This window comes from Sphingomonas sp. GW821-FHT10F11, from assembly GCF_058809095.1.
This window is the reverse complement of the sequence record NZ_JBXASH010000002.1, coordinates 632722-655722: the sequence shown is the minus strand read 5'-3', so window position 1 is coordinate 655722 and position 23001 is coordinate 632722. Positions and strand designations below refer to the sequence as shown.

The window sequence follows — 23001 nt, the reverse complement described above, 5'->3', positions numbered from 1 at the left end:
GGGGCATATAGTGAACCGCATGGTGGCTGCGGAATTGGGGGGATGCTGAAAACCAGGGCTGGAGCTGGAGGATTTATCGTCCTCGCCCTGTTGCTTGCGGGGGCAAGCTTTGGTGGCTGGGTAGTCGACAACGAGTCGCTGAAAACCTTCGGCATTCCCGGCTTCCCGATCCGGCCCTGGGCTGCGGTCGGTTATGGTTTTCTCGCCCTGGCGGCCCTTGCCGCACTCTCCGAAAAGAGGCGCCTGGCGGCCATTTTCGCAGGCATCCCCTGCGTGATCGCGACCTGGTCGATGCTGCGCTACATGGGCGTGATCCAGATCGAGCTCCCGCACCCTTTCTTCCCGAACCAGCTTGCCCGCACCGGCCTGCCCTATCCGGGTCTTCCCTCGATCGGCGCCGCGCTCTCCTTCCTGCTGCTGTCCCTGTCGATCCTGCTCAGTCCGCGCCGCCTCCGCCGGGTCGACGATATCAGCATCCTGCTCGCGGGGACCGCCCTGCTGGCCGCGGCGACCGGCTGCGTGATCATCCTCTTCGCCCGGTCCCAGGCCGGCGCCTCGGCCGAATTCCTGAGTTCGCTGCCCGCCAGCCTGATCGCCATGGCGATTGCCATCGCGCTGATCCTACCCCGATCCACGCACGGCTGGACGGCGCTGCTTTCCGGCGGCGGCGACGAATGGGGATCTTTCCGCCGGGCCATTCCGGCGATCCTGATCCTCCCCATCCTGCCCTCGCTCGCGGCAGCCTGGATATTGCGGCACCGGCTCCTGCCGGAGGCCGGCGCCGATATCGCGGTGGTTGCGGGCAACATCCTGATCGTCGGCGGCCTGATCGCCTGGGCAACGTCGCGCGTCCTGCAGCAGCAGAGCGAGCTGTCCTATCTGGCGCGGGCGCTCGACACGTCGAACGTGGCGCTCGTCACGCCAAACGGCGTAATCGCCCATTGGTCGGTCGGCTGCGAGCGGCTGTACGGCTATTCGCGGCAGGAGGCGGTGGGACGGCGGAAATATGAGTTGCTCCAGTCGCGTTGCGCCGATTCCGGATCGCCCTTCCTGTCGCTGATGGGCGCAGACTATGAGCAGGATCTGGTCGAGACCCGCCGGGACGGGGCGAAGGTCTGCGTGATCGAGCAGCAGCAGCCCGCCGACATGGCTGACCGGGAGCCGATGATCATCCTGACCCTGCTCGACATCACCGAACGGGTCGACGCCGAGGCGGCGCTCCGGGCCAGCGAGCAGCGGCTCGCACTCGCCATGGCCGCGCATGAGGTCGGCGTGTTCGAATGGGACGTCGCCACCGGACTCATCAACTGGTCGCCCGGCGCGGAGCTGCGGCTCGGCTTCGAAAGCGGCACGATGCGCGATGTCGAAAGCTGGCGCGCGTTGATCATGCCGGAGGATGAACAGCGTATGCGCGATTCGATAACGCGCGCGATCGCCTCCCGTACCGAGAAGGTCAGCTTCCGCTGCCGCCTCAGGCCGGTCGACGGCTTCTCTCGCTCGATCGAGGGATCCTCCAAATGCATCTATGACGATGCTGGCAACCTGATCCGTACCGTCGGCGTCTGCCTGGAGACGACCGAGCGCGAGGCGCGCGAGGCGGCGCTCCGCGCACGCGAGGCCCAGCTGCGCTCGATCCTGGAGACGGTGCCCGACGCCATGGTGGTGATAGACGAGCATGGCGACATCCAGAGCTTCAGCAGCGCGGCGGAACGGATGTGGGGGTACCGCGCGGACGAGGTGCTCGGCCGGAACTTCACGATGCTCGCCACCGAGGAGGAGGGTCAGCGCTACGCACGGGCGCTGCGCAATTATGTCGACACCGGGCAGACCACGGCGATCGGCCGGACCGTACCGGGCACCGGCCTGACCGCCGACGGGCGCGTGTTCCCGGCGGAGATACAGGTCGGCGTCTCCCGGTCGGGCGGCGAACTGCGCGTCACCATGTTCTTCACCGACATCTCCGAACGACTCGGCACCGAGGAGCGGATGAGCGATCTCAACAACGAGCTGGCGCATCTGTCGCGCCAGGGGGCGATGAGCGAACTCGCGGCCGATCTCGCGCATGAGCTGAACCAGCCGCTCGCCGCGGTCTCCAATCTCGTCGCCGCCGCCCGCATGATGACCGAGCGCGGCGACGACCCCGTGGGGATCATCGACCTGCTGAAGATGGGCGGCGAGCAGACGCTCCGCGCCGGCGAGATCATCCGCCGCATGCGTGCGTTCATGGCCAAGCGCGACGTCGACATGCGCGCCGAACCGCTCGCCGACCTGATCCGTGACACGGTCGATCTCGTGATGGTCGGGACGCGCCCGTTCGACACGCGTCTCGACTTCGATTTCGATCCGGCGGCGCCGCGCGTCTTCGCCGATCGGGTCCAGGTGCAGCAGGTCCTGGTCAATTTGCTGCGCAACGCGATCGACGCACTGCGCGACCAGCCCCGCGCCAAGCGGCGCATCCTGATCGCATCGCGGCGCGTGGACGACGACATGGTCGAGATCGAAATGAGCGACAACGGACCTGGCATCCCGAAGGAGATCCTGGACAATCTCTACGAACGTTTCTCGACCACCAAACCCGATAGCGGCATGGGCATCGGCCTGTCGATCTCCCGTAGGATCATCGAAGCGCATGGCGGCACGCTGGTGGGCAAGAACCGGCCCGGCGGCGGCGCGACCTTCTGTTTCACCCTGCCGATCCCCGAGGAGCTGACAGGCGAAGAGGGGTGATATCGGAGGTCATCGATGCCTTCGTCCCTTTCTGTCACCCGCCCCCCGGTATAGAGGGGCTTCGTCGAAAGGTGGGCGCCAGGGAAAGAGGCAATGATTGACTGAGATCGCGGACCTGACGGGACCTGTCGACACCCTGAAAACCGCGCTTGCCGGGGATGGCTATGTCTGCCTCTCCGCCGATGCCGTGCTTGCGCATCTCGGCCCGGCGGCTCGCCAGGCCTGGAAGGCCTTCGCCCTTTCCTGGGACGAGCTCGGCCCCGATCTCTACATGGCCGATGGCGGCCGGTACCGGCGGCGGCGGCATGCCGCCCTCAGGGTTTCCGGCAGCGCGATCGACCCCAAGCCCCGCCAGCCTCACTTCCAGAGCCGCGACTATAATCCGTTGAACGGCGACGTGCAGCGATGGTTCGAGCCGGTCCTGCCCGAGACGCTCGCCAATCCTGTCCTGCAGGCGATCCTGGCTGCCTGGACGCCGATCATCTCCGCTGTGGGAAGACATCCGGCCGATCAGGCCTGGCACGTCGAGCTCCACCAGTTCCGGATCGAGACCTCGCCGGCGGAGACCGGGCGGCCGACACCCGAAGGGCTTCACCGGGACGGCGTTGACTGGGTGTTCGTGATGCTGGTCGATCGCCGGAACGTCTCCGACGGCGTGACCGAGATCGGGGACGAGGAGGGCAGGCGGATCGGGCAGTTCACCCTCGCCGCGCCCGGTGACGGCGTCCTGCTCGACGACCACCGCATCCGCCACGGCGTCACGCCGATCCGGCCGATCGATCCAGGCGAACCTGCCTGGCGTGATGCGCTGGTGGTCACCTGGCTCGCGGAGCCCGCTTAGCGCCGCGCCGCGATTTCCGGAAAACAAGGTCTGGCTGGGGCGGCAGGGTTCGAACCTGCGAATGGCGGCATCAAAAGCCGCTGCCTTACCACTTGGCGACGCCCCAGTGAGAACCCGTCAGAACGACCCGACGGGAACCGGTGAGCGCAGGCCTTTAGGCACCGCGACCGATTCCCGCAACGGGCGTGATCGTCGAAAGCTTAGTCGAGTCGCTCCACCCAACCGTGCGGATCGGGCGCCTTGCCGCGCTGGATGTCGGTCAGCGCGTTCAGCATGCGCAAGGTAGTCTGGCCGGGGCCGCCGGTGCCGATGGTGAAATCGCCGCCGCGCATCTTCATCTGCCCGATCGGCGCGACCACCGCGGCGGTGCCGCAGGCGAACGCCTCGCGTAGCCGGCCGCTCTCCGCGTCGGCACGGCACTGGTCGATCGAATAGGGCTCTTCCCGCGCGGTGAGGCCCATGTCCTTCGCCAGCTTCAGGATCGAGTCGCGGGTGATGCCGGGCAGGATCGTGCCGGTCAGCGGCGGCGTTGAAATCGTGCCGTCATCGAACACGAAGAAGATATTCATGCCACCCAGCTCCTCGACCCAGCGGCGCTCGGCCGCATCGAGGAAGAGCACCTGGTCGCAGCCCTGGCGAATCGCCTCGGCCTGGGCGACCAGGCTGGTGGCATAATTGCCGCCGCATTTGGCGGCGCCGGTGCCGCCGGGCGCGGCGCGGGTATATTCCTCCGACACCCAGAGCGTGACCGCCGAGGCGCCGCCCTTGAAATAGGCGCCGACCGAGGATGCGATCACCGCGTAGAGATATTCGGATGACGGCTTGACCCCCAGGAACACTTCGCTCGCGATCATGAACGGACGCAGATAGAGCGAGCCGCCGTCGGACGTCGGGATCCAGTCCCGGTCGATCCGCACCAGCTGGCGGATCGATTCGAGGAACAGTTCCTCGGGCAGTTCGGCCATCGCCATGCGCTGGGCCGAGCTGCGGAACCGCGCTGCATTCGCCTCGGGCCGGAACAGCGCCGTACTGCCGTCGGCCAGGCGATAGGCCTTCATGCCTTCGAAAATCTCCTGCGCATAATGCAGCACCGCGGAGGAAGCATCCATCTGGAACGGCGCCCGTGCCTCCACGCGCGCATCGTGCCACCCTTGAGTCTCGTTATAGCGGATCGTCACCATATGATCGGTGAAGACTCGCCCGAAGCCGGGGTTCTCCAGCAGGCGGGTACGCTCGTTCGCATCGACGGGCCCGGGATGCGGTTCATGCGTGAAGGCGAGGCCGGCGCCCGCATCGATCCCGTCGGTGGTAATGTCGAGCATGGTTCCATTCTTACATTTTGTTACAATTTCGGGGTTGAAGCTCAGTACGGAAGGAGCCAAATCCGGTCAACATGGCAGCCCCGTCAACGACCGCTTCCCCGCTTTTCCTGCGGGAGCCCGAGCTTCGCCGCGGAATGGAATTGCTCTATTTCGGCAATAGTCACCTCACGCGCGCGATAGATCGCGGGCTCGCGGCGCAGGGCCTCGGCCGAGCGCACCACCGCGCGCTCTATTTCATCGCCCGACAGCCCGACATGACCGTCAGCGAGCTGCTCGCGCTGCTCGCGATCACCAAGCAATCGCTCGGCCGCGTGCTGACCGAGCTGGGTGATCGCGGCCTGGTCGACACGCGCCCCGGCGAGCGTGATCGTCGCCAGCGTCTGCTGCGCCTGACCGAGGCCGGAAAGGCGCTGGAGAACGAACTGTTCGAGGCACTGCGCGAACGGCTGTCCGCTGCCTATGCCAGTGCCGGGCAATCCGCGGTGAGCGGATTCTGGGCCGTGCTCGAAGGGCTCATCCCCGAGAATGAGCGCACGCGGGTCGAGGGGCTCCGGGACTAACCGTCCCTCGGGCTTCAAAGCGTCTTCAGATATTCCAGCAGCGCAAGCTTGTCCGCCTCGGGCAGGGTCGTGCCGAATTCATGCCCGCACCGGCTGTTGCCCGAATTGCGCTGGTCGCATCCGGTGGTGACCCGCAGGCCGTTCAGGCCCGGCTGGGTGGCGGCCAGGCCGACTGCCTGGGTGTCGTAATAAGGGCCGACCAGGAAGGACGCGGCACGCTGGTCCGCCGGCTTGAGCAGGTCGGCCAGAGTCGCGACCGACCCGTTATGCAGATAGGGCGCTGCCGCCCAGATGCCGTAGAGCACGCGCGACTCGTAGCGATATTTGCCGTCGGTCGGCGCGGCCGCATCGTCGTCGAACGAATCGTTCAGCGCCTGCTTCACCTGGTCCGACGGCGCCGGCCCCTTCGGCCCCTGCTGCTTCGCGATCAGATTGCCCCAGATCGCCGGCACCCATGATCCGCTCTGCAGGATCGACCCGCCGACGGAGACGCCGAGCAGGCTGAACGAGGTCGCGGGATTCTTGATCGGCGGCATCAGGAACGGGATGTGCGCGCCCTTCAGTACACCCGGATCGGATTCGCGCGCGAGGATGTCATACTCGTGCGAGTCGGTGCCGACGTCCAGCAGCGGGGTCGCCCAGGTCGCCTGGTTGGGCAGGCGTTTCTTGCCCGGCGTCTGGCCGTGACAGGAGACGCATCCGCCCTGATCCTGCGACCAGTTGTAAATCTCCTGCCCGCGGGCGACGAGCGTCGGATCGACCGGCCATTGCCATTTCGGCGCGCCGATCAACTGCACCAGATCCTCCAGCTTGAGCAGCCCGTCGAAATCGGTCGATTGCTGGTGCGAAGTGCCCTTGCCGATGAAGTCGATCCCGAACAGGTGGAAGAAGGATTTCTTCGGCCGGAAGGTACCGAACACACCCATCACCTCGCCGGTGTTGCGCGCCAGGCCGTAAATGTCGCTGCCATTGGCGGAGAAACCCGGCCATTGGGTGTAGTCCTGCTTCGGCGCGTTCCACAGGAAGGGATAGCGCACCGGCGCGTCGGCGATCTTGATGTTCGACTCGATCAGATAGCTGGGCGGCTTGCCCAGATCGAGCCCGGTCAGCCGGTCGAAGATCATGCTGACCGCATCGAGCCGCCCGATACCCCATAAGGGCGTCGGGAAGGCGTTGTTCCGCATCGCATTCTCGCGGAGATACCAGAGGTCGACGTCCGTCCGGAGCTGCTTGACCTTCTTCGCCGGCGCGTTAGGCCCGAGCACCGCCGCTGCGAAGGTCGCGAACGCGGCATTGGTCACCCGCACGCGGCCGACCGCGTCGACCAGATCGGTCAGCAAGGCCTGGAAATCGACCAGCGCCGGCCCGCCATCGATGCGATATTGCTGGCTGCCGACGACGATCTGCCTTGTGTGGCAGGCGGCGCAGGCCATCCCCGCCACTTCCTGCCCCGGCGCCCCGGCCCTGGTGAAGCCGATCGGCAGGTCGGAACCCGGATTGGGCAGATAGCCGTAGCGCGCGAACTGGTCGCCCAGGAACGGCCTGCCGTCGGCGGTGGTCAGCGCGTTCAGCCAGGCGAGCGGGATCATCTGCGATCCCTGGTCGCGCGTATAGAAATCGCTGCGCGTGGCATCGGTCCAGGCCGCGCCCTGATCGACATAGGTCACCTGGCCGCCCGCGACGACCGGCAGGGCAAAGCTCGCCGCGATCAGCGACGCCGAAATACAGCTTTTCAGGAAGACTTTGCGCATCACCGATCCCCGGACGAAAGTGCTTACGCAATACGCGGCCGGCCGAACGAGATTCCGGCAAGTCCAGGAAGGGCGACGTGCGCCGCCCGCTTCCGATCGGGACACCATCATGTCCGGCGGATTCGGGCAATCGGAGTTGAAACCATTTCGGGAGGATGCCCCCCGATACCCGAAACCTAGCGCGCCGCGGCCGCCATTTCAGCGTTGCGGCGTGTCGCCGCCGCCAGCGTTTCGCGCATCAGGACTTTCAACGCGTCGTCGCGATCGAGTATGTTGAGCCCCTCGCGCGTCGACCCGCCCGGGCTGGCGACGCGGTCAGCCAGCACCGCGGGCGAAACGTCAGCCGCCGACGCCAGCATCGCCGATCCCTCGACCGTCGCGATCGCCATGCGCTGCGCCTGGTCGGCGGGCAGGCCGAGCGCCTCGCCCCCCGCGGCCAGCGCATCGATGACCCGGTAGAGAAAACCGGGTCCGCTCCCCGCCAAGGCAGTCACGACGTCGAACAGGCTCTCGTCCGACATCCATTCGACCAGCCCGAGCGGCGCCATCAAGACGGAGACGGCATCGCGCGCACGCGCATCGGCATCGTCCGAATGGAGCCCGACCACGCCCTTGCCGATGCCGACGGGCAGGTTGGGCATCGCCCGCACGATCGCCCCGGCGTCGAAACGCCTGGCCAGGGTCGCGTTCTCGACGCCGGCGAGGATCGACAGCAGCACCGGCACGCCGGCCAGCCGCTCGCCGTAACGGCTGGTGATCTCGTCGATCTGCTGCGGCTTCATGCCCAGCATCACCAGGTCGGGCAGCGGCCCATCGGGCAGGTCGCGCGCCTGGTGCACGCCCTCCGGAAGGTCGCGATCCGCGCGGTTGACCACATCGACCCGGTCGGCCGCGATCGCGCCGCTGACGATCCAGCGACGCAGCATCGCGCCGCCCATATTGCCGCAGCCGATCAGCCAGATCCTGTCGATGGTCACCGGGTCAGGCTTCGCCCTGGGTCTCGGTCATCGCCGCGGCAAGCGCTTCCTTCGGCGTCTTGCCGCCCCACAGCACGAACTGGAACACGGGATAGAAGCGCTCGCACTCGTCGATCGCCGATTCCACCAGCAGCTCCGCCGCGCCGAGCGACATGGTGCCATTCTCGCCCTCGATCATCGCGGCGTGGCGGTAGAGCAGGATGCCGCTCGACGACCATAATTCGAAATGGCCGACCCAGAGCTGCTCGTTGATCAGCCCGATCGCCTCGTAGATCGCGCTGCGGCGTTCGTCGGTGACTCGGATGTCGGGGAAGGCGAGGAACTGGATGACGCTGTCCTCGTCGCGCCACAGCGCCCGCAGCTCATATTGAGTCCAGCTGCCCTTTACCTTGGCGATGACCTCGTCGTCCTGGCGCTCATGCTCCCAGCCATGCGCCGCGAAATAGCTTTCGAGCATGTCGATGGGCGCCGCGTCGTCGCGTTCGTAATCGGCTTCGTCAAGCATCACGCCATCCCTTCCGTGCTGCCATGATGACACCAGATGTGGTGCCTTGATAAGGCTGGGCGCACAAGCAGAGCGTGGATAGACCTGTAGAAAAAGCTGTGGAAAAGATCGTTCAGGCTCCTGCCTTGGGTTTCTTCGGAGCAGCGGGCTTCGCTGCCGCTTCGAGCGCATCGAGCCGCGCGCGCAGTGCATCGGCATCGTCGCGGGCGGCCGCGGCCATCGCCTTGACCGCGTCGAATTCGTCGCGGCTGACGAAGTCGAGACCGCCGATCCACTCCTTCGCCTTGGACCGCGCGCCCTGCTCCGCTTCGCGGCCCATGCCGGCCAATGTGCCCGCGGCACCGTTCATGAACTTCACGAAATCGTCGAAAATCTTGTTGTCGGACTGCATCGGATGATCCCGTAAATTCGTGTCAGATGTTGATGATCTGGGACGTCGAGGACGACGGCACAAGGGTTTCAGCCCCCGGGTTGAGCTCCGCGATGCGATAGGTCAGCAACCCGGCATAGACCAGCCATGCCAGATACGGCACCAGCAGCCATGCCGCGCCGGCCCTGATGCGGCCGAACAATATCGTCATAGCGAAGGCGAGGACGAACAGCACGGCAATGGTGACCAGCGCCCAGTTGACCTGATGCATGCCGAAGAACAGGGGCGACCAGATCAGGTTCACCACCATATGGACCGAAAACAACGCGATGGCCGGGCCGCGCAAGCGCGATCCGCGCGCATGGATGATCATCGCCAGCGCAAGGCCGAGCAGGATGTAGATCGCGGCCCAGGCCGCCGGAAACGCCCAATCGGGCGGTGTCTCGGCCGGCTTGACCAGCGCGGCGTACCAGCTGTTCGCCGATCCGCTCGGCGCCAGCCGCGCCGAGGTGAACCCCAGCAGCAGGATGAACGGAACGGTCACCACCGCCCAGCGCATGAACGCCAGCCGGAGCTGCTGTTTCGATGCGATTTCTCTCAAGCTTCCAAGCCCTTCCAGCCCCCCGCGCCCGATGACGGCACGACCGGAGCGAACATATGATAGTCCACTATAGAATAAGGCGGGCGCAAATCCTCGGATAAATTTCGCACCTGCGAACAGAATCTGTCCCGCCCTGTTTCAGGGCTGGTCCCCGGCCGATCGTTTCGCGGCGAGCAGGAATTCGATATTGCCCTCGGGGCCGGTGATCGGGCTCTCGACAACGCCTTCGACTTGCCACCCGCGCGATTCCACCCAGGTCGCCACCTCGGCGCAGACCCGCGCGTGGATCGCCGGATCGCGCACCACCCCACCCTTGCCGACCTCCTCGCGCCCCGCCTCGAACTGCGGCTTGATCAGCGCGAGCAGGCGCGCCTCGTCCTTGGCGAACCCCATCGGCACCTCGAGCACCTTGGCGAGGCCGATGAAGCTTGCATCGCACACGATCAGGTCGACCGGCTCCGGAATGTGCGCCGCGGTCAGGATGCGCGCGCTGGTCTGTTCATGAACGATCACGCGCTGGTCCTGGCGCAGCTTCCAGGCGAGCTGGTTGGTGCCGCTGTCCACCGCATAGACCCGCGCCGCGCCGCGCGTGAGCAGCACGTCGGTGAAGCCGCCGGTCGAGGAACCGACATCGATCGCGACCGCGCCGGCCACGTCCCAGCCGACATGGTCGAGCCCATGCGCCAGCTTGATCCCGCCGCGCGATACCCAGGGATGGTCGCGCCCGCGCACGTCGAGCACCATGTCTTCGGCGAGCTGCTGTCCCGGCTTGTCGATCTTGCGGTCGCCCGCGAACACCAGCCCCGCCATGATCAGCGCCTGCGCGCGAGTCCGGCTCTCGGCGAGGCCGCGATCGACGAGCATCTGATCGGCGCGAAGCTTGGCCATGCCCTGCCCTACCAAGCCGAGTCGCGGCGCGATAGCCTCTTGCCGATCGGGTGCGGAACGATGAGTCCGGCCTCTTTTGCGACGGGATCATGGGTCCGTTTCGGATCGTCGCGGCGCCTGTTCCGTTGGTCGCAGCGTCTATTGCCTATCTAAATAGTAGGAATAAGTTTTCGCCTTGGGAGACGTGGTCGCACGGCGTCCCCTAGAGCTTCGCGCGGCCACGCCTCTCGCCTCTTCAAGGCCCCACTTCAAGGAGTGCGCATCATGGGAAGCTTTTCGCCCCACGACCCGGCCCAACCGACGATCCTGACCGTTCCCGGTCTGGGCGGATCCGGACCTTCGCACTGGCAAAGCCTGTGGGAAAGCGCGCGGCCGGATACGGTTCGCGTCGAACTCGGCATGTGGAATACGCCGCATCGCAATGCCTGGGTGACCAAGCTCGACCAGGCGATCCGCTCGGCCCAGGCGCCCGTCATCCTCGCCGCGCACAGCCTTGGCTGCCTCGCCGTCGCCTGGTGGGCGGAACTGACGCGTCAGCCCTATGGCTGGCCGGTCGCCGGCGCCCTGCTCGTCGCGCCGGCCGATGTCGATCGCACCGATGCGCAGGTCGACCTTCGGGCGTTCGCGCCGACGCCGATCGCGCCCCTGCCCTTCCCGTCGATCCTCGTCGCCAGCCGCGACGATCCATGGATCACGATCGAGCGCGCCCACAGTCTGGCGGCGACCTGGGGCAGCCATTTCGTCGATGCAGGCGAACAAGGCCATATCAACGCGGCCAGCGGGATCGGCTGGTGGAGCGAGGGGCAGGAACTGCTCGACCGCGTCATCCACGCCGCCGGCGACCGCAAGGGCCGTCCCCGCCCGCCCGGCGACGCCCGCTCGATCCTCGCGGTCAACGCGACGGATGCTGCGCAGGCGCATTATCTGGGCGGGGACGCGCGGTGATCTGAAGCCCCTCCCCTCCGGGGGAGGGGAGCAGGATCACTCCAGGAACAGATATCCCGGCTCAAACTCGGCGAAGCTCCGCAGCCCAGGCCAGTCGAGGATCGTGGCACTGCCCGCGCGGAACTCGACCAATCCCTGTTCGCGCAGCTGGCGCAGCATGCGATTGGCATGGACCGGGGTCAGCCCGGTGGCGTCGGCCAGATCGATCTGAGTCAGCGGGAAGGCGAAGCGCAGGCCGTCGGTCAGGCCCACGCGTTCGAGCCGCATGTACATCTCGCAGAACAGGTGCGCGAGCCGCACCGCGGCCGAGCGCGCGCCAACCGAGACGATCCATTCGCGGTTGATTGCCGCATCGATCAGAGTCGAACGCCACAGCAGTTCCGTCAGCGTCGAGGATTGTTCGGTCAGTGCGCGGATCGCCGGGTGCGGGAACAATGCCACTTTCACTGCGGTCAACGCCGCGACCGAATGTTCGAGCCGCTTCAACGGATAGCTGTGCAGATCGACGAAATCGCCCGGCACATGGATCGCCAGGATCTGGCGCCGCCCCTCCGGCGTGTCCTTGTAGCGCTCGACAAAACCCTCCAGCAGCAGGGTACATTGGCTCAACGGCACCTGCTGGCGCACAATGATCTGCTTCGCGCGGAACTCCGCGGTGCGGCCTACCGCCGCCTCCAGCGACGCCGCCTCGGCCTCGCTGAGTTTCGGGGTCTGGTGGGTTTTCAGGAAATTTCGTGTGTACATCGCTACACCTTATCGGAACCGTCCCGGTCGCGCCTGCGTTTTTGTTAATCCGGGAAAGGTTATTTCGCCATGTCGATCAAGGTCCATGACATCCCCACCACGGTGACGGCGGAGGAGGGGGAAGTGATGCTTGATGGACCCGATGGTCTCGCCGTTTCCTTCACGCCCGACGCTGCTTCGAAATCCGCAAGCGCCATCGCAGCAGCGGCGAGTGAGGCGCAGCTTCAGTCGAGCAAGGACAAGCGACCGGAATAGGCAGCGCATTTACCATGGCGCCGAGGACGGCCTTAACTGCCTCCGCCGCATAAACCGCCAATGCCCTTCGCCAAACTCTTCCGAAGCCGCTGGTCGGCGTTGATCTGGGCGGGGGGCATCCTGTGGACCGCTGTCGACGTCGCCGGCTACGCCCCTTCCCGACAGCCCGACAATCAGGCCGCCGCTGTCGCGCCGACCGATGCGACCGGAGAGGCAGTCCAGAACAGCGATCTCGTCGCCCTCGCCGCGGCGCTGAACGCCAACTAACGTCCGGCGAACAGGAACGCCGCGGCGCCGATCAGGCAGAGAAACGCGCCCGCATGCCGCCAGCTCAGCGGCTCGCCCAGCACCGCGACCATGAATATGCCGAACACCAGCAGCGTGATCACTTCCTGCGCAACCTTCAACTGACCGCCGCTCCAGCCTGAGGCATAGCCGAGCCGGTTGGCCGGCACCGCGAGGCAATATTCGAACAGAGCGATGCCCCAGCTGATCAGGATTACCCAGATCAACGGTTTCGTCATCCCGCCCTTGAGATGCCAGTACCAGGCGATCGTCATGAAGCAGTTGGACGCAACGAGAAGCAGCAGTGTCGGCATGAGCGGGATCCGTCGAATAGGTCCCCGTATGACTAGCCTAGTTCGAACGGCACGCCAGCGGCGGCATGTTCGGCTGGGTGAAGGTGGCGTCCTGCCCCTTGCCGCGCAGTTCGTAACCCCGCGCGGCGTACCAGATGCCCGAGGCCGGCCGCTGCCCCTTGAGCACCGCGACCAATTTGCCGCCAGAGCGTATCGTCGCCGTGTCGGCGCCATTGTCGAAGCGGACATTGATCCGGCTGCCGTCGACGCAGCGATAGCCGGCCGTGACGATGTCCGGCGCCCGGCCGCCGGCGACCGGGGTCGGCTTGATGTCGGCGCTGCGGATATGCCAGCTCTTCTGCGCCGCGGTGGCGCCGTCGATATCGCCGACCCGGTGAAGCGTGACGCTGCCCAGCATATAGACCGGCGTCGCCCCCTGCTTCAGCCGGCCGTAAACCTGCACCGGCACCGTGACATAGCGCTGCCCGGCACCCGCATCGATCTCACCCGGCGCGCCGATATTGGCGTGATATTCGGAATATCGGGCAAAGCTTGCGGCGAACGCATCGGCGCTCATCCCCGATGCCTTGCCGCCGTCATCCCACAACGCCCAGGCCTGGCGGTATTTGCCCTCGCCGAGCAGCGCATAATAGGTCTGGACCACAGTCGCCGCGCCCTGCGCGCTGTCGGGGGTGAAGGGCGCTTCGGAGATCGGTGTGCGATCGTCGGGCAAGCCGCCCGGCGTGCCGGGCTCGGGCGGGGTCAGCGGCGCGGGCGTCGCGACCGCGCCCGGCGCGACCTCGGCTGCGGGTGCCGTCTCGTTCCCCTGGCTGTTGGCATAGGCATCGACGCTGCCCTGCGCCTGTTCCGCCGCCATATTGATGTCGATCGTGTTGGTGACCGGCTTGTCGGGCGAGCAGCCTGCCGCGAGGAGCAACGGAAGCGCGACGAAATAGCGCATGGGAAGAAAGCCTTGTCGGTTGCAGGGGAACGCCCCAACGCCGTGCCACGCGGCAACGTTCCCCTGCAACCCAGTTCGCCGGACGTTATTCAGCGGCGTCGAAGTTCCGGAACCGCTCGTTGCCGACAAAGCCAAGCCTGGTGATGCCGGCGCGCTTGATCACCGCGAGCGTCTGGTCGAACCGCTCGTAGCGCGTGGCGCCATCGGTACTGAATTGAAGCTGGACATCGGGATCGGCCCGGATCGCGTCGAGCCGCGACCGCAGCCCGGCCAGGTCGACCGGCGTGCCGTCGAGGGAGATCTGCCCGGCCGCGTTCAGATCGATCCGGTGGACCACATTCGCCTGGGCGGTGGGAATACCGCCCGCCGGCAGGTCGATCGGCACCTTGTGCGTCATCAACGGGATGGTCATGATCAGCGTCACGATCAGGACCAGCAGGACGTCGATCAGCGGCGTGATGTTCAACGCCGAAAGCGGCTCGGGGTCGTGGATGCGTGATTGCCGGTACGCCAGGGCTCGTGCGCTCATCATGTCCTCCCTCATATGGTGACGTTACACCATATCATAAAAGGCAAAGACGACAAGCGCCAGCCTGCACCCCCGATCGATCGGCGACCTGCGATGAATGTTTGGTAACATCCTTGCGATAGTCTGTCCGCCTTGAGGACGGATCGATGAGGCAAGGCGTACAGACCGCTTCCTATGGCGTCGAAACGCATGATGCGCGCCGAACCCCGGGCGAATCCGCGGCGACCCGCCTCCTTCCAGCGCTGCCGCTGCTCTATCTTGCCGCGCATGCCCTGGCATTGAGTCTGTTCCCCTCCCGGTCGGTCCCCCTGTCCTTCACCTTCCTGATCCTGGCGCCGATGCTGGCGGCTGCCGCCTGTTGCTCACGCATGTCGCGCAAGGCGGATTCGGACGGATGGGCGGCGATTGCGCTCGCGATGCTCCTGTGGTCGGCCGGAATGACGGCGGCCATGGCGGCCACCCTGTTCGCCGGCGTGAGCGACAGCGTCGACGGGCTCAGCATGTTGTTGTTCGTGCTCTACGGCGTCCCGCTGATCTTCGCCGCCGCGAGCCCCGAACACGAGTTCTGGTATGTCCGGTTGATGGACGCGGCGCTCGCGCTGGTGCTTGGCTATCTGTTCTTCGAACACACCTTCGCCTTTGCGAGCCCCACCGGTGCCAGTGCCGAAGGCGTGCTCAGCCTGCGGCTCATGTTCGACATCGAGAACCTGTTCATCGCCCTGTTCTCGCTCGCCCGGTTCGTGACGGCCACTGACGCGGCCAGGCGATCCTTTTTCGGCGTGTTGACGGCGTTTGCAGTCACCTATCTGCTGGCCGCCGCCTATATCAACCATGTCCAGATGGACACGGACTATGGCACCATTGTCGATCTCGTGATCGACCTGCCGTTCCTCGTCATGGCCGGTCTCGCGCTTGGCTACCGGCCCAACCGCGCAGCCCCGGCCCGTATTCGACAGCGGGTCGCCCATCTGGTCCGCGCGGCCAGCCCGCTCATGCTGGCCGCCACGCTGCTGGTCGTCTCCGCGATCCTCCTGCGCGATCGCCCCGGCCTCGCCATTGCCGGATTCATCACCGCGACCCTTGGGGTGGGCCTGCGCAGCGTGCTCGTCCAGACGCGCAGCTTTGCGGAGCAGGACCGGCTTGACGCCCTGTCGAGGATCGACGCCCTGACCGGCCTGCCCAACCGCCGCCAGTTCGACGACGTGCTGCTCCGCGAATGGGGGCGTGCGCGCAGGGGCGGCGAAGGGCTGGCGCTGCTGATGATCGACATCGATCATTTCAAGCTGCTCAACGACCGGTTCGGCCACCCCGTCGGCGACGAACGGCTGCGCGCGGTGGCCACGGCTCTCTCGGAGTGTGCCACGCGCGGTACTGATCTGGTCGCACGCTATGGCGGCGAAGAATTCGCGGCGATCCTGCCAGCGACGGACCCAACGCACGCAGCCTCGATCGCCGACGCGATGCGGATGGCGATCGAACGGTTGCGGCTCGCCTCGCCGGCCGATTGCGGATTTGTCACGATCAGCATCGGAGTCGGCCATGCCGCGGCGGTCACCGCCGGCAATCCTCAGGCGTTGCTCGCGATCGCCGATGCGGCGCTGTACGAAGCGAAGCAGACAGGCCGGAACCGGGTCGCTCAACAGATCCTGCCGATCCCGGGCCAGCAGGTGCGATAGACGGCCAACCTCAACGCGCGAGCGTATCGCAAGGGGTTCCCGCTCAGCCTCTCACATACCGTATTTCCAGTGCCGGCGCTTGCCCTCGCGCAGCATGACGATCGCTTCCGCGACGCGCTTCGCCTTGGTTTCGGGGCGTTTGGCTTCCCCGATCCATTCGCAATATTCGCGGCGGCAACTTGGCGGGAAAGCCGCGAAGGTGGCGGTCGCCGCCGCGTCGCCCGCCATGGCTTCGGCGAGTTCCGGCGGAACCTCCAATTCAGGCTTGGGCCCGGCCCTGCGCTTGATCGCCCCGTCGCCCGCGTCGATCAGCGCAGCCGCCTCGCGGATCAGCGCGTCGAGTTCGGCATCGCCGGGCAGGTCTGCGACCGAGGTCAGCCGCCCGAACTGCCCCATGGCCTCGCCTTCCTGACCCGTCTTCAGCGCGTCACGGCGCCAGAAGCCGAAGCTCGCATGCGCCTTGAATCCCGACATGATCGCCAGCGGATGGCCTCGATAATCGAAAAAGGGCCTGCTCCATTTCACCGTCTCGACCACCTCGGGGCAGGCGGCATGCACGCGCGCGCGGATGTGCCGCAGGATCGGCTTCGCGAAGTCGGCCTGCTGCTCGATATAGGCGTCGGTACGGGGATCGGTCGGCATGGCGGAACTCCTTGCGCCGGCGATCCTATTCAGCGCCGGGAGGGCCAGTCAATCCGGCCCCGCCGCGCGGCTTCACGGCCTCAGCGTCGCCTCGTCCGCGTCGCCGAGATCCTCTTCGTCGACATCGTCCTCGTCGAAATCCTGCTGAAGCCCGTCCTCGACCAGATCGTCCTCATCCTCGTCGGCATCCTCGTCCTCGTCGCCGATCTCGTCGCTCTCCATTTCGGGATCGTCGTCGTCATCGTCGTCGTCGCCGATATCCGGATTGAGGTCGGTCAGGATCGTGCCGTCGCTCGGGCCGTCGCGGGTGACCTCCAGGATTTCCGCACGCTGGCTCTCGTCATAGCCTTCCTCGTCGAAACCGTCGTCGCCGGTGCCTTCGCCAGGCACCTGATAGCCGCCCATGCTCATCGTCCGTCTCCCAGCCGCAATATCGCGGAGTCATCAAGCGAACGAGAGTACATCAAAGCGGTTCCACCGTCTTGCGACGAAGCGCGCTCAATGCGGCCGAAACAGCCTGCCGCGTTCGGTCACCGCGACGATGACCAGGGTGATCAGTCCGCAGCACAGCGTGCCGGCATGCAGCGGCAGGGTCGTGCCCGCGAAGGACTGGCCGATCGACATGCCGATCACCGCGCCCAGCGTCACGCTGATAAAGCCTTGCACGCTGGAGGCCGTGCCGGCGATCTCACCCATGTCCTGCATCGCCATCGCATTGAAATTCGCGCCGGCCAGGCCGAAACAGCCCATGGTCAGCGCCTGCAGGACGACGAACAGGATCAGGCTCTCGCCGCCGAGGAACCAGATCGCGACATTCGCTGTCGAGATGAGGATCAGCAGCACCACGGCGCTGTGCGACAGGAAACGCGAGCCGAGCCGCATCACCAGGCGCGAATTGAGCAAATTGGCGGCCGCCATCATGCCAGCGGTGCCGGCGAAGACGAGGTTCAGATGCTTCCCGGCGTCGAATACCGTCGTCACGATCTGCTGCACCGAGGTGACGTAGCCGAACAATGCGCCCTGAAGCGCGGTACCCGCCAGCGTATAGCCGAGCGACCAGCGGTCGGTGAGGGTCGTGCGATAACCCTCGACCAGACGCGCGATCGAAAAAGGCACACGCTCGCCGGCCAGGGTCTCGGGCATGCGCAGCGCGAACCAGACCAGCACGATCGCGGTCAGCACCGCGATCACGCTGAAGGTCAGCCGCCACGATCCGAACAGCAGGATGAATTGCCCCAGGGTCGGCGCCAGCACCGGCGCGATCATGAAGACGATGATCGCGAGACTCATCACCCGCGCCATCGGCCGCCCCGAATAACAGTCGCGCACGATCGCGACCGTCACCACCCGAGTCGCCGCCACCGCGGCCCCGCCGAGCAGGCGTGCGATCAGCAGCAGCTCGAAGCTGCCCGACACCGCCGCCACAACATTGCCGATACCGTAGAGGAACAGCGCCCACATCATCACCGGCCGCCGCCCGAACCGGTCGGCCAGCGGCCCGTGGATCAACTGCCCCGCGCCGAGCCCGATCAGATAGATCGCGATGACATATTGCCGCTCATTCTCGGTCGTGACGCCCAGCCGCTCGCCGATCGCCGGCAACGCGGGCAGCATGGTATCGACCCCGATCGCGCCCAGCGCCATCAACGAGGCGACCATCACGACGAATTCGCGAAAGCCGAACGGTGCCCTGTTGCGGGAGTCGAGAGACGAGGCGGCGGTCATGCGGGGGCCTGTCGCAGATGAGACGGCGAAGGTCACCCCAGTTTCGCCGGAAATACTTGACGACGGCCATATGCATGCCTAGTGTATTAGTTGACTAATTCACTCTCGGAGACTGCCTCATGCTTCGTTCCCTGGCCGCGCCCCTGGCAGCGATCACCCTCGCCGTCATGCTTTCCGCCTGCGACGATTCGAAGACGGGCACCTCCATCTCGATCAACAGCACCGATGCCGATGGCAACCTCGTGGCCAGCATGGACGGCAATACCGGTGCGGTCGCGATCAATGTCCCCGGCTTCTCGGGTAAGCTCAACCTGCCCAAGATCCATCTCGACGCGGGCGATTTCGAAATGAACGGCGTGCACCTCTATCCGGGCTCGACCATTTCCGGGATGAATGTCGAGTCGCATGACGAGGCAGGCAAGAGCGACGACAAGGACAGCGTCCGCGTCTCCTTCCAGAGCCCGGCCACCCCGACGACAGTGCGCGACTGGTTCCAGCAGAAGCTCAACGGCGCGGGCTTCAACGTCGTGCCGAACGGCAACGGCCTGACTGGCACGACCGACGAGAAGAAGCCGTTCAAGCTTGAATTGACCGCTGACGGCAGCGACAAGTCCAAGGGCGTCATCACGCTCAATTAGGCTGCCCGGTGGCGACTTTCGGCGCGGGTGCAAGGTTCAAAGATGCTCAGCTTTCGAGCCAACGCACCGCGCCCGTCTTGAGCGAATAGACTGCGCCCGCGATCAGAAGTTTTCCGGCGCGTTGCGGCTCAAGCAATACCGGCTCGGCGTAACGCCGCAACCGCTCGACCACCCGCCTGACATTCTCCTCGATGGAGCGTTCGACCAGGCTTTCGTCCGATTTCACCCGTTGTGCGGTCAGCACCGCGGGGATGATCGGCTGGATCATGTCCCCGATGGCTCCGGGGAACAGCGTATCGCGCAGGACGAGATCGACTGCGGCATCGACCGCCCCGCATTTCTCATGCCCCAGCACCACGATCAGCGGCACGCCGAGCTGACCGACGGAATATTCGACGGACCCGATGCCGGCGATATCGAGCGTGTTGCCCGCCGACCGCACCACGAACAATTCCCCGAGTCCCGCGCCGAACAGCAGCTCAGGTCCGACACGGGAATCCGAACAGCACACGATGGTCGCAAACGGCTCCTGGCCTTCGGCGAGCGCGAGACGACGCTCGGTCGAAAGATCCGATTCAGTTGGCTTGTCGGCGACAAAATCCGCATTGCCGACCTTGAGCTTCGCCATGGCCTGCGCGGCCGTCAGGGTCGTTTTCCGCTTGGGGTCAGCCGCCATCGCGAAGGACGGCACCTCGAGCGCGACGGTTGCCAACGCTGCGCCGGCGAGCAGGGAACGACGTGAAACGGAATGCTTGATCATGGCGCCGTCCTTTCGACTGACTGTCCATGCACGAGGATCGTGTCCTAGCAGACTCCGCGATCCAAGGCAGGCGCGTAATCCGCTTTCAGCCCCAGATCGGTGGTAGCTGCGCCACGCCATTCGAGGGTGCGCAGGCGGCATCTCCTGCACCGCGCACTGTTCGTGTCCCGGGGATGGCGCTATCATGGCCCATTCCCCATCACGGACACCAGTCATGCTCGATACTCCTTCCGCCCAGGTTCCCGCGCTGTCGCTCAATGACGAAGCGGCCGATCCCGATGCCTTTGCCGCCGCGCTCGGCGGTTCGTTCGAACGCTTCGGCTTCGCGGTCATCGCCGATCACGGCATCCCGCAGGATCTGATCGACCGCGCCTGGAAAGAGACCGCCGAACTCTTCGCGCTGCCCGAAGAGGAGAAGCGCGGCTATTACACCCCGGCCGGCGGCGGCCAGCGCGGCTACACCCCATTCAAGACCGAGATCGCCAAGGACGCCAAGCATGTCGACCTGAAGGAATTCTGGCATGTCGGCCGCCAGCTAGCCGCCGATCACCGCTTCGCCGGGGACATGCCCGCCAATATCTGGCCGACGCGGCCGGAGAGCTTCGAATCGACCTTCCTCGAGCTGTTCACGGCGTTCGACCGCGCCGGCGACCGGCTGCTCTCGGCCATCGCGCGCCATTTGCGGCTCGCCCCCAACTGGTTCGACCATGCGGTCGAGGACGGAAATTCGATCCTGCGGCTGCTCCATTATCCACCGATCCCGCTCGATGCCGAGGGCGTTCGCGCCGGCGCGCATGAGGACATCAACCTCATCACCCTACTACTCGGCGCCGAAGAGGCCGGGCTCGAACTGCTCGACCGTGACGGCCGCTGGCTGGCGATCCGCCCGCCCGAAGGCGCGATGGTGGTCAATGTCGGCGACATGCTCCAACGCCTGACCAACCATGTCCTGCCCTCGACCACTCACCGCGTCGTCAACCCGCCGCCCGAGCGGCGCGGCCATTCGCGCTATTCGATGCCCTTCTTTCTCCATCCCGCGCCCGATTTCCTGATCGAGACCCTGCCAGGCTGCATCACCGCGGAGAATCCGAACCGCTATCCGACCCCGATAACGGCGCACGACTATCTCCACGAGCGGCTGGTCGAGATCGGACTGGTGAAGAAATAGATTTCGTCACCCCGGACTTGTTCCGGGGTCCACTCCTCCGCTAGCGCAGCCGCGACGGCGGCGCGAAACGTGGATGCTCGCGCTTGTCGATCGGTAGACCCCGGAACAAGTCCGGGGTGACGAAGGTGGAAGACGAATGACCAAACCGCTGCGCGTCGCACTTGCCGGGCTCGGAACCGTTGGCGGCGGCGTGATCCGGCTGATCGACGCGAACGGGGCGCTGATCGCGCGCCGCGCCGGCCGGCCGATCGAAATCGTCGCCGTCTCGGCGCGCGACCGCGCCAAGGATCGCGGCGTCGATATCGGCCGGTTCGATTGGGTCGACGATACCAGCGCGCTCGCGCATTACGAAGGCGCCGACGTCGTGGTCGAGTTGGTCGGCGGATCGGACGGCCCTGCCCTCGCCCTTGCTCGCGCGACCCTTGCCGGCGGCAAGAGCTTCGTCACCGCCAATAAGGCGATGCTTGCCCATCACGGCCTCGAGCTTGCCGAGGCCGCCGAGGCCGCCAAGGTCGCACTGAAGTTCGAAGCAGCGGTCGCGGGCGGCATCCCCGTGATCAAGGGCCTGCGCGAAGGCGCCGCAGCGAACGAGATCGCTCGGGTCTACGGCATCCTCAACGGCACCTGCAATTTCATCCTGTCCAAGATGGAGGCGGAGGGCCGCGACTTCGCCGAAGTGCTCGCCGAAGCCCAGGCGCTCGGCTTCGCTGAGGCCGATCCCAGCTTCGACATCGACGGCGTCGACGCCGCGCACAAGCTGTCGATCCTCGCCAGCCTCGCCTTCGGCACGCGCCCGGCCTTCGCCGATGTCGCGACCAGCGGCATCCGCCATCTGCTCGGCGCGGATATCGCCGAGGCGGCGGCGCTCGGCTACCGCGTGCGCCTGATCGGCGTCGCCGAGGATGGCCCGGGCGGGCTGTTCCAGCGCGTCCATCCCCATCTCGTGCCGACCAGTCACCCGCTGTCGCACGTCACCGGCGCGACCAATGCCGTGGTGGCGGAGGGCAATTTCGTCGGCCTGCTGCTGTTCCAGGGCGCCGGCGCGGGTGACGGCCCGACCGCGTCCGCGGTGGTTGCCGACCTGATCGACATCGCGCGTGGCGAATTCGGTCCGGCTTATGCCATGCCCGCCAAGGCGCTGGCGGTACACAAGCCCGCCGATACCGGCGAACGCCGCGGCCGCGCCTATGTGCGCTTCACCGTGGCCGACAAGGTCGGCGTGCTGGCCGAGATCGCCGCGGCGATGCGCGATGCCGGCGTCTCGATCGAAAGCCTGATGCAGCGCGGCGCGATGCCCGACGGCACCGTCCTCGTCGCGATCGTCACGCACGAAGGGCCCGAGCGCGCGGTCGCCCAGGCGCTGGAGAAGCTGCGCGGATCGCAGAGCCTGGCCGGTCAGCCGATGTGGATGCACATCCTCGGCTGATAGCCGCTATCGGATCACTGCCGACGCCGGCACGCCCGGTGCTGCGTCGCCCATATGGATGATCGTGCGAGTCCGGCGCGGACAGATCGTCTGGCCGACCAGCGCGCACCTTGTGCCGTCCTCGGCCAGCGCCATGTCCTTGGTGGTCGGTTCGGGCGTCTGCGGCAAAGGCAGGCGATAGCGTGACTGGGGATTCCCCGTGACGCAGATCGGGTCGCCGGCGCAGCCAAGCGTGCGCGGCTTGATCACCGACATCGAGATCGGCTTGCGCACCCGCCGCGCCTTGCGCGCGACCCTCGCCTTGCGCACCACGGGGGCGGGATGCTTCACCCGAACCCGATCCGCCACCGGCGGAGCCGCCATCAACAACATGGTGAGCACAAGCATCGCGAAAATCCCCTTTTCGGTATCG

The 23001-nt window shown here is 66.2% G+C and carries 26 protein-coding genes and 1 tRNA gene; 10 read left to right on the top strand and 17 right to left on the bottom strand.

Annotated elements, in window-relative coordinates; genetic code table 11:
* Positions 1-42 precede the first annotated feature (42 nt).
* Both AC1RT8_RS09435 and AC1RT8_RS09430 read left to right on the top strand, forming a co-directional pair.
* A complete protein-coding gene (locus AC1RT8_RS09435) occupies positions 43-2727 on the top strand; it encodes a PAS domain S-box protein (protein WP_493075349.1) in 2685 nt (894 codons plus the stop codon).
* 97 nt (positions 2728-2824) lie between these two features.
* Complete coding sequence (locus AC1RT8_RS09430) at positions 2825-3568, top strand: 2OG-Fe dioxygenase family protein (protein WP_493075348.1); 744 nt, start codon at positions 2825-2827, stop codon at positions 3566-3568.
* Between the two features lie 31 nt (positions 3569-3599).
* Here AC1RT8_RS09430 and AC1RT8_RS09425 read toward each other — a convergent pair.
* Together AC1RT8_RS09425 and AC1RT8_RS09420 are read right to left on the bottom strand one after the other, a co-directional pair.
* Positions 3600-3674: transfer RNA gene (locus tag AC1RT8_RS09425), tRNA-Gln, on the bottom strand.
* 94 nt (positions 3675-3768) lie between these two features.
* Positions 3769-4890 (bottom strand): branched-chain amino acid aminotransferase, encoded by a 1122-nt coding sequence (locus AC1RT8_RS09420; RefSeq protein WP_493075347.1) that lies wholly within the window; start codon positions 4888-4890, stop codon positions 3769-3771.
* 71 nt (positions 4891-4961) lie between these two features.
* Between AC1RT8_RS09420 and AC1RT8_RS09415 the strand changes: the two genes are divergently transcribed.
* The gene (locus AC1RT8_RS09415) at positions 4962-5450 is read left to right on the top strand and encodes a MarR family winged helix-turn-helix transcriptional regulator (protein ID WP_493075346.1); all 489 of its coding nucleotides are present in this window, start codon (positions 4962-4964) and stop codon (positions 5448-5450) included.
* Positions 5451-5464: 14 nt separating this feature from the next.
* Here AC1RT8_RS09415 and AC1RT8_RS09410 read toward each other — a convergent pair whose 3' ends face one another.
* From AC1RT8_RS09410 to AC1RT8_RS09385, 6 genes are all read right to left on the bottom strand, one after another.
* The gene (locus tag AC1RT8_RS09410) at positions 5465-7201 is read right to left on the bottom strand and encodes a di-heme-cytochrome C peroxidase (RefSeq protein WP_493075345.1); all 1737 of its coding nucleotides are present in this window, start codon (positions 7199-7201) and stop codon (positions 5465-5467) included.
* 176 nt (positions 7202-7377) lie between these two features.
* On the bottom strand, positions 7378-8139 hold the full coding sequence (locus AC1RT8_RS09405) for a pyrroline-5-carboxylate reductase family protein (RefSeq protein WP_493075581.1): 762 nt from the start codon (positions 8137-8139) through the stop codon (positions 7378-7380).
* A 43-nt stretch (positions 8140-8182) separates the two neighbouring features.
* Positions 8183-8683, bottom strand: coding sequence for a type III secretion system chaperone family protein (locus AC1RT8_RS09400; protein WP_301087995.1), 501 nt, complete (start codon positions 8681-8683; stop codon positions 8183-8185).
* 112 nt (positions 8684-8795) lie between these two features.
* Complete coding sequence (locus AC1RT8_RS09395; protein WP_493075344.1) at positions 8796-9074, bottom strand: accessory factor UbiK family protein; 279 nt, start codon at positions 9072-9074, stop codon at positions 8796-8798.
* A gap of 22 nt (positions 9075-9096) precedes the next feature.
* Positions 9097-9654 carry a TspO/MBR family protein gene (locus AC1RT8_RS09390; protein ID WP_493075343.1) on the bottom strand — a complete coding sequence of 186 codons (558 nt, stop codon included), beginning with the start codon at positions 9652-9654 and terminating at the stop codon, positions 9097-9099.
* A 138-nt stretch (positions 9655-9792) separates the two neighbouring features.
* Entirely contained in the window at positions 9793-10542 is a 750-nt protein-coding gene (locus AC1RT8_RS09385) for a TlyA family RNA methyltransferase (RefSeq protein ID WP_493075342.1), read from the bottom strand.
* 264 nt (positions 10543-10806) lie between these two features.
* Here AC1RT8_RS09385 and AC1RT8_RS09380 point away from each other — a divergent pair, with 264 nt between their 5' ends.
* On the top strand, positions 10807-11487 hold the full coding sequence (locus AC1RT8_RS09380) for an RBBP9/YdeN family alpha/beta hydrolase (RefSeq protein ID WP_493075341.1): 681 nt from the start codon (positions 10807-10809) through the stop codon (positions 11485-11487).
* A gap of 36 nt (positions 11488-11523) precedes the next feature.
* Here the strand turns inward: AC1RT8_RS09380 and AC1RT8_RS09375 are convergent, their stop codons facing one another.
* Positions 11524-12231 carry a Crp/Fnr family transcriptional regulator gene (locus tag AC1RT8_RS09375; RefSeq protein WP_493075340.1) on the bottom strand — a complete coding sequence of 236 codons (708 nt, stop codon included), beginning with the start codon at positions 12229-12231 and terminating at the stop codon, positions 11524-11526.
* A gap of 69 nt (positions 12232-12300) precedes the next feature.
* Between AC1RT8_RS09375 and AC1RT8_RS09370 the strand changes: the two genes are divergently transcribed.
* Both AC1RT8_RS09370 and AC1RT8_RS09365 read left to right on the top strand, forming a co-directional pair.
* Positions 12301-12486: a hypothetical protein gene (locus AC1RT8_RS09370; RefSeq protein WP_493075339.1), complete on the top strand. Its 186-nt coding sequence runs from the start codon at positions 12301-12303 to the stop codon at positions 12484-12486.
* 60 nt (positions 12487-12546) lie between these two features.
* The gene (locus AC1RT8_RS09365; RefSeq protein ID WP_493075338.1) at positions 12547-12753 is read left to right on the top strand and encodes a hypothetical protein; all 207 of its coding nucleotides are present in this window, start codon (positions 12547-12549) and stop codon (positions 12751-12753) included.
* Here AC1RT8_RS09365 and AC1RT8_RS09360 read toward each other — a convergent pair.
* The 3 genes from AC1RT8_RS09360 to AC1RT8_RS09350 all read right to left on the bottom strand — a co-directional run bounded on the left by AC1RT8_RS09360 (position 12750) and on the right by AC1RT8_RS09350 (position 14554).
* Positions 12750-13085, bottom strand: coding sequence for a DMT family protein (locus tag AC1RT8_RS09360; RefSeq protein WP_493075337.1), 336 nt, complete (start codon positions 13083-13085; stop codon positions 12750-12752). The genes AC1RT8_RS09365 and AC1RT8_RS09360 overlap by 4 nt on opposite strands.
* Positions 13086-13122: 37 nt before the next feature.
* The gene (locus AC1RT8_RS09355; RefSeq protein ID WP_493075336.1) at positions 13123-14025 is read right to left on the bottom strand and encodes an MliC family protein; all 903 of its coding nucleotides are present in this window, start codon (positions 14023-14025) and stop codon (positions 13123-13125) included.
* Positions 14026-14110: 85 nt separating this feature from the next.
* Positions 14111-14554, bottom strand: coding sequence for an ExbD/TolR family protein (locus AC1RT8_RS09350; protein WP_493075335.1), 444 nt, complete (start codon positions 14552-14554; stop codon positions 14111-14113).
* A gap of 146 nt (positions 14555-14700) precedes the next feature.
* Here AC1RT8_RS09350 and AC1RT8_RS09345 point away from each other — a divergent pair, with 146 nt between their 5' ends.
* Positions 14701-16230, top strand: coding sequence for a GGDEF domain-containing protein (locus AC1RT8_RS09345; RefSeq protein ID WP_493075334.1), 1530 nt, complete (start codon positions 14701-14703; stop codon positions 16228-16230).
* A gap of 51 nt (positions 16231-16281) precedes the next feature.
* Here AC1RT8_RS09345 and AC1RT8_RS09340 read toward each other — a convergent pair whose 3' ends face one another.
* The 3 genes from AC1RT8_RS09340 to AC1RT8_RS09330 form a co-directional block, all read right to left on the bottom strand.
* Positions 16282-16872, bottom strand: a complete 591-nt coding sequence (locus AC1RT8_RS09340) for a YdeI/OmpD-associated family protein (protein ID WP_493075333.1) — start codon at positions 16870-16872, stop codon at positions 16282-16284.
* 72 nt (positions 16873-16944) lie between these two features.
* On the bottom strand, positions 16945-17277 hold the full coding sequence (locus tag AC1RT8_RS09335) for a DNA primase (RefSeq protein WP_493075580.1): 333 nt from the start codon (positions 17275-17277) through the stop codon (positions 16945-16947).
* 93 nt (positions 17278-17370) lie between these two features.
* The gene (locus AC1RT8_RS09330; protein WP_493075332.1) at positions 17371-18597 is read right to left on the bottom strand and encodes a multidrug effflux MFS transporter; all 1227 of its coding nucleotides are present in this window, start codon (positions 18595-18597) and stop codon (positions 17371-17373) included.
* A 119-nt stretch (positions 18598-18716) separates the two neighbouring features.
* Between AC1RT8_RS09330 and AC1RT8_RS09325 the strand changes: the two genes are divergently transcribed.
* Complete coding sequence (locus tag AC1RT8_RS09325) at positions 18717-19235, top strand: hypothetical protein (RefSeq protein WP_493075331.1); 519 nt, start codon at positions 18717-18719, stop codon at positions 19233-19235.
* A 46-nt stretch (positions 19236-19281) separates the two neighbouring features.
* Here AC1RT8_RS09325 and AC1RT8_RS09320 read toward each other — a convergent pair whose 3' ends face one another.
* Entirely contained in the window at positions 19282-19995 is a 714-nt protein-coding gene (locus tag AC1RT8_RS09320; protein ID WP_493075330.1) for a carbonic anhydrase, read from the bottom strand.
* 214 nt (positions 19996-20209) lie between these two features.
* Between AC1RT8_RS09320 and AC1RT8_RS09315 the strand changes: the two genes are divergently transcribed.
* Positions 20210-21163: an isopenicillin N synthase family dioxygenase gene (locus AC1RT8_RS09315; protein WP_493075329.1), complete on the top strand. Its 954-nt coding sequence runs from the start codon at positions 20210-20212 to the stop codon at positions 21161-21163.
* Between the two features lie 136 nt (positions 21164-21299).
* Entirely contained in the window at positions 21300-22589 is a 1290-nt protein-coding gene (locus tag AC1RT8_RS09310; protein ID WP_493075328.1) for a homoserine dehydrogenase, read from the top strand.
* Positions 22590-22595: 6 nt separating this feature from the next.
* Here AC1RT8_RS09310 and AC1RT8_RS09305 read toward each other — a convergent pair whose 3' ends face one another.
* Positions 22596-22976, bottom strand: a complete 381-nt coding sequence (locus tag AC1RT8_RS09305; RefSeq protein WP_493075327.1) for a hypothetical protein — start codon at positions 22974-22976, stop codon at positions 22596-22598.
* Positions 22977-23001: the final 25 nt, after the last annotated feature.